Source organism: Gracilibacillus boraciitolerans JCM 21714 (assembly GCF_000521485.1).
Taxonomy (GTDB): Bacteria; Bacillota; Bacilli; order Bacillales; family Amphibacillaceae; genus Gracilibacillus; species Gracilibacillus boraciitolerans.
Map to the genome: position 1 here is coordinate 40,251 of NZ_BAVS01000024.1, position 9,952 is coordinate 50,202.

General features: G+C 38.2%; 7 protein-coding genes and 2 pseudogenes. All 9 read right to left on the reverse strand.

Annotated features, from left to right (window positions below; all coding sequences use genetic code 11):
- Positions 1-11 precede the first annotated feature (11 nt).
- The 9 genes and pseudogenes from JCM21714_RS24330 to JCM21714_RS13300 all read right to left on the reverse strand — a co-directional run bounded on the left by JCM21714_RS24330 (position 12) and on the right by JCM21714_RS13300 (position 9,737).
- Positions 12-662: a polyprenyl synthetase family protein gene (locus JCM21714_RS24330; protein WP_369403595.1), complete on the reverse strand. Its 651-nt coding sequence runs from the start codon at positions 660-662 to the stop codon at positions 12-14.
- Entirely contained in the window at positions 644-2,404 is a 1,761-nt protein-coding gene (locus JCM21714_RS13270; protein WP_369403596.1) for a polyprenyl synthetase family protein, read from the reverse strand. The genes JCM21714_RS24330 and JCM21714_RS13270 overlap by 19 nt, the downstream gene beginning before the upstream one ends.
- Positions 2,405-2,459: 55 nt before the next feature.
- Positions 2,460-3,984, reverse strand: a pseudogene (locus JCM21714_RS13275) (glycoside hydrolase family 43 protein).
- A gap of 168 nt (positions 3,985-4,152) precedes the next feature.
- The gene (locus JCM21714_RS13280; RefSeq protein ID WP_035725003.1) at positions 4,153-5,613 is read right to left on the reverse strand and encodes a protein adenylyltransferase SelO; all 1,461 of its coding nucleotides are present in this window, start codon (positions 5,611-5,613) and stop codon (positions 4,153-4,155) included.
- A 426-nt stretch (positions 5,614-6,039) separates the two neighbouring features.
- A pseudogene (locus JCM21714_RS13285) lies at positions 6,040-7,535 on the reverse strand (sodium:solute symporter family transporter).
- 103 nt (positions 7,536-7,638) lie between these two features.
- On the reverse strand, positions 7,639-8,046 hold the full coding sequence (locus JCM21714_RS13290) for a Zn-ribbon domain-containing OB-fold protein (RefSeq protein ID WP_035725004.1): 408 nt from the start codon (positions 8,044-8,046) through the stop codon (positions 7,639-7,641).
- A gap of 34 nt (positions 8,047-8,080) precedes the next feature.
- The gene (locus JCM21714_RS21885) at positions 8,081-8,374 is read right to left on the reverse strand and encodes a thiolase C-terminal domain-containing protein (RefSeq protein ID WP_235182864.1); all 294 of its coding nucleotides are present in this window, start codon (positions 8,372-8,374) and stop codon (positions 8,081-8,083) included.
- Complete coding sequence (locus JCM21714_RS13295; RefSeq protein ID WP_235182865.1) at positions 8,335-9,207, reverse strand: thiolase family protein; 873 nt, start codon at positions 9,205-9,207, stop codon at positions 8,335-8,337. The genes JCM21714_RS21885 and JCM21714_RS13295 overlap by 40 nt, the downstream gene beginning before the upstream one ends.
- Positions 9,207-9,737 (reverse strand): AMP-binding enzyme, encoded by a 531-nt coding sequence (locus JCM21714_RS13300; protein ID WP_052000657.1) that lies wholly within the window; start codon positions 9,735-9,737, stop codon positions 9,207-9,209. Before JCM21714_RS13300 ends, JCM21714_RS13295 begins: the two co-directional genes overlap by 1 nt.
- Positions 9,738-9,952 lie beyond the last annotated feature (215 nt).

A 9,952-nucleotide genomic window follows, 5' to 3' on the forward strand; every position in this document is an offset into this window, starting at 1 on the left:
ATAGGAGACTTTTATCTTTTTCTATTAATAATGTAGTGGAGAAACTGTTCAAAAAAAGCGGTATCCACGCTTAGTTTTTGTAAAGACTCGAATGCTTCACAATAATGATTCCACATCTCTTTTTTAGCGCCCTCAATGCCTAAGATAGCCACAAAGGTAGCACTATTATTCTGCTTATCTATACCTGCTTGTTTTCCTAATATCGCGGTATCTCCTTCTATATCTAACAAATCATCTTTCACCTGAAAAGCAATACCTGCATGATACGCAAATTTTCTTAGTATTGTTCTTTCTTCTTCATCTCTTTTAGCCAAAATAGCAGGCATCATGATCGACGCTTCAAAGCCTATCCCCGTTTTATAAAAACATAACTGATTTAATTCGGCTAAAGTGAGTCGCTTTCCTTTTGATTCTAGGTCGATAATCTGCCCTTTACACATTTCTTGAGTGATTTTCGTAGAATAAGCAATCAGCTCTAAAACCGTCTCAGCATCATATTGTGTCAGTGTTGTCTGCTCTTCCACTGCCCGTTGCGTCATAAACAGTCCAGCCAATTCTGCTACTGCACTGCTATAAACCTCATGAACCGTTTTACGACCCCGCCGGATTTGAGCATTGTCCTGTGAAGGAAGGTCATCAAAAATTAAGGATGCCGTATGCATATACTCGATTGCCTTAAGTAAGGGGGGGATAATGTTTTTTTATCTAATTTGTATCCATCAATCGCCATCACCCATGTCAAGATTGGACGAATCCTTTTGCCATCCCCCCCTTGCAAGCTATAATTAGCTGCATCAATTAAGGGGGGGTGATTCAAATGTTGCTCATTATTTTTTTCTTCCATTTTAAATAAAGGATTAATCTCCGTTTTTACCTTTTTCAATATATCACGAAAATACTGTTTTTGAAGTTGTTCATTTTCTAAAGTATTGACCATTTGATCACGGAGTAATTTATCAAAAAAGGCTACATTTTTCGATTTTCTAACTGCTTTTTGCAAGAGTTGCTCAAATGCTTTATCATCAACTTGAAAAAGCTTCATTAGTTCCTGATATCTTTGGTAACCTAAACGTTGTTTTAAACGCTTTAATCCGTTGATAGCCCTGTCCAAAATAATAAAACAAGTGTTTCGATCTGAATGAAAAACATCATGAATCAGGTAGGTAATCACCGTCCAATAAAGTGCAAATGGATTGATTAAATCGTCCCTTTTTTGATGATGGGTTAGATAGTACGTATACGGCGTTACACTTCCGTCCGCTAAGTCTTGATCCAAGTCAGCAAGATCGTCTGCCAATTGATTGTAAATCCCATAATAAAACATTCTTTCTTCAATTTGATCATCTGTTGTAAAAATTTGAAAAGAGCGAACAATCCTTCTTGAGGAAGATGATTTCAAAATGATCGGCACATACAACTCTTCATTGGTGTAATGTGTATTGGTTAATTCTTTATTTCGGTCTATTTCCTGTGAATGAAAAAATAGATAGGCATGCTGATAAAACTTTTCTAAATTTTCTCGTTCCTGATTGGTTTTTAAATAGTCAAAGGCAGTCGCTAATTCCTGATAAATTCGTTTAATTGTCTCGCGATTTTTCCCTTTCCAATTCGTAAAAGGGATGACACGACCTGACAGTAATGTGGAACGAATTAGATCTGCATATTGTTCTTTTTCATGATCAGATAAAAAGCTTGCATCTAATAAGTCATCAATAAACGGATAGGTCAAACCATAACAGTACCCAATTCGGACGGCCTTATCTAACCGTTTAGCACGTTCCTCCTGTGATACATCTTGATTGAGCTCTTCTATTTCATGTATTAAGACCCCAGCAATAATCTTAATTAACTTTCGTTTCGCGTGAACATGATCTAATTCTTCAGGTATAACTGAGGAGACATGTCTCAGCTTTTCCATTAACCAAAAAAAGGTTGGTTCAAGGGATTCATTCTGTGCGAGACGATAAAGTGACGATAAACTAAACCATTCTGTTTGAGAAGGGTTACTCAGATAGTCGCGAAGACTATCTGTTACAGAATGTATACGTTGCTGGATGCTTGCTGTAGTAATGTCTCTGCCTAAATCCCGCATATAAATATAAGAGATACTTCTTTCTAAATAATTATCGAGCTTTCCTCTTTTCGTTAAATGCTGGATGTATTGCCGATACTGTTTTGATGAAGATTGATCGAAATTAAAAGGGCGATTTTCGGAACGTTTATGTCGTAAATATTTTTTCAAATCTGATGCTAATTCTATTGCATAGCGTTTCTCTTTTACCTGTGTGAATAAAAGTTGGAAATAATCACTAGCCTTCTGCTCTGCATGTATATAATAATTGGTTATATTATTTTCTTTTTGTTCCACCATATCTGTCCATTCCTCTAAAATTGTTTTCTTCATTATACCATTTTATGGGGGCACTCTTACGATGCATGCAGCCTAGTTTTATAATTATTTATTTTACTTGTGACCCACGTTCATATTGAAAATAATCAAAATCAACATATCCACCAGGTTCTTGTGTCGCATAATTAAATAATCCAATTCGGTAACCCATGAAGTGATCTAAAGTATACTTCATTTGCAGCTTTTCTCCGATTTTCACCCAATCGTTACCATCTATTGCATAATAAAAGCTAGCAAGATCCACACTCTCCTCGAAATCAAAATGAATTTTCAGAAATAAATGGTTTTCTGGACAGGGTTGTTCTTCTACAATCTGCTCTTGTCCTTCTCCATTATTCATCGTCATTCTGACATAACGATCGCCATTTTCCTTCTGACCGACTCCAACTGTCCCAAAATTACTTTGCAGCGCAATTAGTCCTGCATAATCGCCATTCTTCATATTGGTAAGATTCACCGACACGATACCGTTGCACTTTGGTCCTTCTGTTCGCTGTGTGAGCGTATTAGGTGCCTGTAATACATGATTGGTAATATGGCCCGTTTTTAAACGAAGATTGCCTGGTCTTTCCGTGACAGACCATAACCGGTTATCAGGATTATGATTCCATTGCCAGTTTAATGCTAATGATTCTGTCTCATATTTAAAATCATCACTAATCACTAATGGTTTAGCTTCATCTGTTGGCAGATTAATGTCTATGGATTCTGGGGGCTTTTCCAGCTATTCCAATCATTGGCCAGCCATCTTTCCACTCAACTGGCAGCACATACGGTATACGTCCAACCGCATCATGATCCTGGAATAACATCGCATACCACTTATGATCAGGTGTATCAAAGATGGCCCCCCCTTGAGCAATACCTTTATTGTGATAACCCATATCATCATCTAATACTACTTTGCGTTCATAATCTCCAAGCAGTTCTGTTGATCGATAGCACACTTGTCTGCGTCTTGCATTACCATCTGTTGGCCATTCGATAAATAATAAATAATATACCTCATCTATTTTATATGCATGACAGCCTTCACATCGAAGTCCTATATTTTCTTTTGGCGTTTCTAATAAAAGCTGATCAATTCCTCCCTTTTTGACATCTGAGAGATCGGATGTAAGTTCAGTAATTCGGATATCTCCACAGCCATATATGACGAAAACTCTGTCCTCATCAAAAAGCAAAGCAGGATCATGATAAATACCTTCGATAACAGATCGTGTCCATGGTCCTTTTTCGATATCAATTGTTTGGTATACATAAAATTGCTTCATATCATTACTCGAAAAGCAAAGATAAAAAGTCTCATTATGGTATCGCAGACTTGTTGCCCATTGTCCCTGTCCATATATACCTTTTTCATCTAACAGTACATGGGCTTTATTATCTTCCAATGTGTCATACACATAGGAAACAATCTCCCAATCTCTTAGATTAAACGATTTCATAATTGGGCATCCTGGCATCGAATGCATGCTGGTGCTTACCATATAAAAAGCATCTTCTACTCGTATCACATCTATATCTGGCACATCTGACCAGAAAACAGGGTTTGTAAGCGTTATCTTATTCATTTTCCTTCGTGCTCCCTTCCTATTCTGTTAATCTATTATTTCAAAAGCTGATTTATTAAGCAATTTAAAAAACAAATTGCTTTTTAATCATGGGAGATGAGGCTTCACGGGATAAGTGATGTTGTTCATGGGAAATATTGATTAAGTTTACATTTGGATAGAAATGCTTTACGTACCACAAAAGGTCTGATAATTATCATCACTATCTGGTGGTTCGATGGTATATGGTTCCTGATCAGCAGTATAAGCATATGGGTTAGATAATACAGACAGTAATTGATCCATTACCTGGTAATCCGCTTCACTAACTGCCGCTTCGATTGCTTCTTCTACTCGATGGTTTCTTGGAATGATCGAAGGGTTGTGAGTCCGCATTAATTGTTGGACTTGCTCTTTCGATTCATTTTGTTCGTCTAATCTATCTTGCCATTGCTGATACCACTCTTTGAATGCTTTTGATTGGAAAAGTCGGATATTATCATCAAATTGATCCAATGTTAAAGCTCTAAAAGTATTGGTAAAGTCAGCTTTGTGCTGCTCCATTAAGTCTAATAGACGCCTTATCAACACTGTATCATCTTCTTTTTCTTTAACTATACCCAGTTTTTTACGGATACCATTCAAATAGTTTTGATCATATAATTGTACATATTCCTCGATAACCTCTTTAGCTAATGGTAAAGCCTTCTGTTCATCCTCATTAATTAAAATCAGTATCGATTCCGCAAAACGCGCCAAATTCCAGCCACCGATATCCGGCTGATTTCCATACGCATAGCGACCTTGCACATCAATGGAGCTGAAGACCGTACTTTTATCATAAGAATTCATAAAAGCACATGGACCATAGTCAATGGTTTCCCCACTAATAGCCATATTGTCGGTATTCATCACGCCATGAATAAATCCAACTAACTGCCATTTAGCGATTAATGCTGCTTGTCGTTTGCTAACTTCTTTTAGTAAGGACAAATATGGATTATCATCTTCTTTTATATCAGGAAAATGGCGATCGATTGTGTAATCCGCTAATGCTCGCAAATCATCAACCGTTCCCCCCCACTGTCTTGCAAATTGAAAAGTACCTACACGTATATGACTAGACGCAACTCTCGTTACAATAGCTCCTGGGAAATCGATTTCACGTTGTACAGACTCTCCAGTAGTTGCCACCGCTAAACTACGATTAGTAGGAATATTCAATCCATGCATCGCTTCACTCATAATATATTCACGTAACATCGGACCTAAAGCAGCACGTCCATCTCCACCACGGGAATATGGTGTTCTTCCTGATCCCTTTAATTGGATATCCACACGTCTTCCTTCTGGAGTTATTTGCTCTCCTAATAATACAGCCCGGCCGTCACCTAGCATCGTAAAATTCGCAAATTGGTGACCTGCATAAGCCTGAGCAATCGGCACGCTACCTTCTGGAAGCTGATTTCCGGCAAATATATCCGGTTCCTTTTTCAATTCTTCTATATCTAAACCTAGTTCCTTTGCTAAAGATTCATTAAGCTTAATTAAAATTGGTGCTTTAACCGCTACAGGACTAACTCGCGAATAAAAAATGCCTGGCAATCGCTGATAACTGTTATCTAAATTCCATTCATTATGTTTAGTCATACAATCTCCTTCCATTTACACATTTTCACTAAGGTTGATAGTCTGCGATAACATGCAATAATTGGTTCTTTTATTGCTATTATAACAAAAAATTTCAAAGTTCCTAAAAATCAGTTTCAACGAAAATTAAATGCAAAAAATCCACAACTAATTTAGGGTAGCTGTCTCTTTCGCTACATATGGGTTGTACATATACTAATAGTGATCTCTATAGAGGAGGAATTCAATTGGCTAAAAATACAAAACCCATGACAAACAATTTAGCGAAGAAATTATTAAATGATAAGACTGTTTATTTAACAGAAGAAGGCAGGCGAATGTTAAATAATATGTCAAGAAAATCTTAAATAAACTACTAATGTCACGTTAATATTCCAAAAGGATTAGTAGGTAATATCATTCTACTAATCCTTTTGGATTTGACTGCTATACTGTTTTCTTCAATACAAGTTCTTCGTGTTTTTCCGTGGCTGTCAACAATCCGACAATGCCCATTACGACAAAGGATGCTAAAGAAGCAAAGAACATTGCTAAATATATATTCTCGATTAAATTAAGCTGAGTAAATGCGACATACAGCCCTGCTCCGGTGATAACAGCAGCAATCGCGCCGTAATTTGTTGCCTTCTTCCAGAAATACCCCAAAGCAATTGGCGCTAGAATACCCGATAAAATCGCTGAAAAGCTAAATTGAATTAAAATCGATAAAGATTCTGGTCGATCTAGCGAAATATATAAGGACAATAAACCAACTACAATAAGAGAACCTTTAGCCACTTTCAGCGATTGGGAATCAATTTGTTCCTTCGTTAAGTCCTTTTTAAACAGTGGTGCTAATATTCTATAGGAGTCATTTCCAATACTTGTTGTTACCCCTAAATACAAGCTATCTGTACTTGATAGTATGGCAGATATAATACCCACAATAATGATGGCAGAAATAATAGTAGGGAATGACTCAATTACATACATCGGAATCGCAGCATCCGCACTGTCCAATGCTGGGAATAATACTCGTGCAGCTAAACCACCTAATACCATTAATGTTGAAATAACAAATAATACTACACCGGTTGAAAGCGTAAAAGGTGCCAACTCTTCTTCTGTTTCAATTGATAATATTTTGTTTAATAAGTGTGGCATCAAAATAAAACTAAAAAGCAAAAATTGTACTGCCATGATTGCTAACACACTATTATACGGTCCCTCTACCCCCCCAATAGCCTTTGTTAAATTGGGATCTACAGCATTTAATTGGCTGGTTAATTCGCCAAATACATTTATTCCACCGCCAATTGTCCAGAAAAAAGAAACAAAAATCAAAATCGAAGCAATCGCCATTAATAATCCCTGGATCCCATCGGTAATCATTTGTGCGAACGCACCACCAAGTCCGATATAAAGAATTGTAATAGTTACCCCAATAATAATGCCCCATACATACGGGATACCGATAACTGTTTCAAAAATAGTAGCAAGTCCTACATTCTGACCAACAATATAATAAACATTAAATAAAATAAGTACCGAAACAATTACTTGCAAGGCTTTTGAATTATAACGACGTCCCAACCATTCCGGCACAGTCGAAACACGGCCGAATTTTCCATAACGCCAAAACGTTTGGAAAAAATCAATAAACCGATCCACGATACTCCAAAACACCCTAACGTATACCATAATACGGATGTCCCAAATTGATAGGCAAGTCCTGGTACACCGATAAATAAGTTAGCACTGGAATAAGAAGCCGCAAAGCTTGTGCCAACTAACCAAGGGCTTACTTTCCCTCTGGCAGTTGCAAAACCATTCATTGATTTACTATACTTTCTACCTCTCTGCCCTATCCATGTTACCACACCAAAATAGACTACTAATAAGATAATAACAGTCCATAAAAGCAGACTAGAATCTGTTAACATGTTAAAAAACCCCCCTTTAGTTATTTTTGTAAAATTTGTTCCATATCACAAGTCCGATTATCCAAAATACTGCGATTAAAATGAGATATGTGTAGATCATGTGTTAATCTCCCTTCTTTTTGAAAAATGGCAGATATCTTTCGTCCAATTGCTGATACGAAATAGTGACTGGTAATTGATAACGTAATTGCTGGTTGTCAATTAGCAAATGGGTTAATAAGGAAGGTCCCTCTTCCAACTCGACAATACCTACAACATACGGCACTTTTTCCTGCCATGCTGGATGTCCTGCACGATGGACGATACTCCATGTTTTCAGTCTTCCTTCTCCTGAGGCTTGTTTCCATGTAAGCTCTGAGCCAAAGCAATGAGGACAATGCTCACGAGGATAGAAGATCCACTTCTTACAGTCCTGACATTGCGGAAGATAAAATTGTTGCTGGTTGATTTTATCCCAAAATGGTTGACTGGTCGGAGTAATGGTCGGTTCTGGGAATGATATGTTCTTCATCGTTCTCCTCCTAACACGAGTGCTGTAGTTTCACTTAGCGTCGCACCATTCCTGTTACAAGAGCATGCCCGATATTCGGAATTTGACGCTCCCCTGCTTCGCCTCTTAGCTGAACAACTGCTTCAATTACGTGCGACATACCACCTGCCAAATCAGCCTGTCCAAATCCCAATTGGCCACCATGTGTGTTAAGAGGAAAGTCTCCGGTATGATCAAACGTATGATCTCGTACAAATTTAGAAAATTGTCCTTGTGCACAGATACCGATACTTTCCAATTGCGTAGCTACTACACTCGTATAACAATCATATAGAGATAATAAATCCATGTCCTTGCCTTCCATACCCGCTTGCTTAAGGCTTGTGGGATCGAATAGACAAAAGGTAATCTATCAATAGCAGGTGCCTGACTCACGGCACGATGGGTGATTTTTTCTCCGGCACCTTGCAAATACACAGCTTGTTTACTTGCTTGTTTTGCCTTATCTGCTGAAGTAACCACTACTGCCGCTCCTCCCGCACATGGCATCACAATCTCTAATAGATGTAAAGGATCAGAAATCATCGGAGATTCCAGAATATCCTCCAAACTTACTGGCTTATCATAAAAAATAGCTTTAGGATTTTTTAACGCATTTTTACGTGCCCAATAAGCAATACAAGCAAAATCTTCCTGCTTAGACCCATAGACTTCCATATGCTGTCGTTTTAATAAAGCATAGGAGGTGTTTGCACCTGAGGCACCAAAAGGTACATCAAATTCTCGAATGGGGTTACGATTAGGAGAACGTGGTATATTTCCTTTTTCATTCTTATTTGCTAATACACAGACAACTGTTTCACACATCCCTGCTTCAATTGCAGCTGCTGCTCGCCAAACCATCCCGGCGCCGGTTGCCCCCCCACCTAAATCAACGGTATTGGACATTGTCGGTTCAATACCTAAATATTCTGATACCGTTGCTGGTACATGTTGGGGGGTTTCACCAACCTGTGGTCCTACAAGTAACCCGTCAATTTCCTCTTTTGAGATCCCCCCCGCATCTTTGATCGCCAGTTGTACCGATTCAGCTATTAAACCTAAGGTTGTTTTCCCTTCTGAATAACGTATTGGCTGTAATTCACCGATACCTATAATAGCTCCATTCGGTCGTTTCGCCATTAATAGCACTCCTTTGTCTTAATATCTGTAAAAGATTGCAAACACTCTGGATTACGAATAGACGCTTTATTTTGAACATCATCCCCCCCTATTGCAACTTTCTTCACTGCTCCCTCTACTTTTTTACCATTGATCGTATGAGGAATCTCATCTACTTGATAAATCCTTCTTGGCACATGACGCGGTGAAGCATTGGAGCGTATTTGCTGACGGATATGTTGAGCTAAATCCTTCGACAAATTGTCGGTTACAATACATAAAACGATTTCTTCATCATTGTCACAAGGCAAGCCGAATACAATTGAATCTTTTACTTCTTTGATTTGTTCGACTACACTATAAATTTCTGCAGTCCCGATTCTGACACCACCAGGATTAAGCACAGTATCTGCACGACCATAAATAATGAAGGACTGATCAATCGTTTGTTCTGCAAAATCCCCCCCATGTGTCCATATTCCCGGGCGATCTGAAAAATAATTAAGTCGGAAACGTTCATCGCCGTTTTCTCCGTAAAAGGTAATCGGCATGCTTGGAAAAGGCTGAAGACATACGAGATCTCCCTTATAACCGTAAACGGTGCACCACGTTGGTCGACTACTTCTACAGCCATTCCTAATGCTTTACAGCTAATTTCCCCCACGAATGACCGGATGAACAGGTGAGCCCATGACAAAACAACCGATAATTTCTGTTCCTCCTGAAATAGATGCTAATAAGAGATCTTCTTTAATAGTCTCGTAGA

Bases quoted from the DNA above. Each gene is read 5' to 3' on its own strand.
- JCM21714_RS13300 (WP_052000657.1), bottom strand. From the start codon at position 9,737: ATGCCGATTACCTTTTACGGAGAAAACGGCGATGAACGTTTCCGACTT.
- JCM21714_RS13295 (WP_235182865.1), bottom strand. From the start codon at position 9,207: ATGGCGAAACGACCGAATGGAGCTATTATAGGTATCGGTGAATTACAG.
- JCM21714_RS24330 (WP_369403595.1), bottom strand. From the start codon at position 662: ATGCATACGGCATCCTTAATTTTTGATGACCTTCCTTCACAGGACAAT.
- JCM21714_RS21885 (WP_235182864.1), bottom strand. From the start codon at position 8,374: ATGGATTTATTATCTCTATATGATTGTTATACGAGTGTAGTAGCTACG.
- JCM21714_RS13290 (WP_035725004.1), bottom strand. From the start codon at position 8,046: ATGAAGAACATATCATTCCCAGAACCGACCATTACTCCGACCAGTCAA.
- JCM21714_RS13270 (WP_369403596.1), bottom strand. From the start codon at position 2,404: ATGAAGAAAACAATTTTAGAGGAATGGACAGATATGGTGGAACAAAAA.
- JCM21714_RS13280 (WP_035725003.1), bottom strand. From the start codon at position 5,613: ATGACTAAACATAATGAATGGAATTTAGATAACAGTTATCAGCGATTG.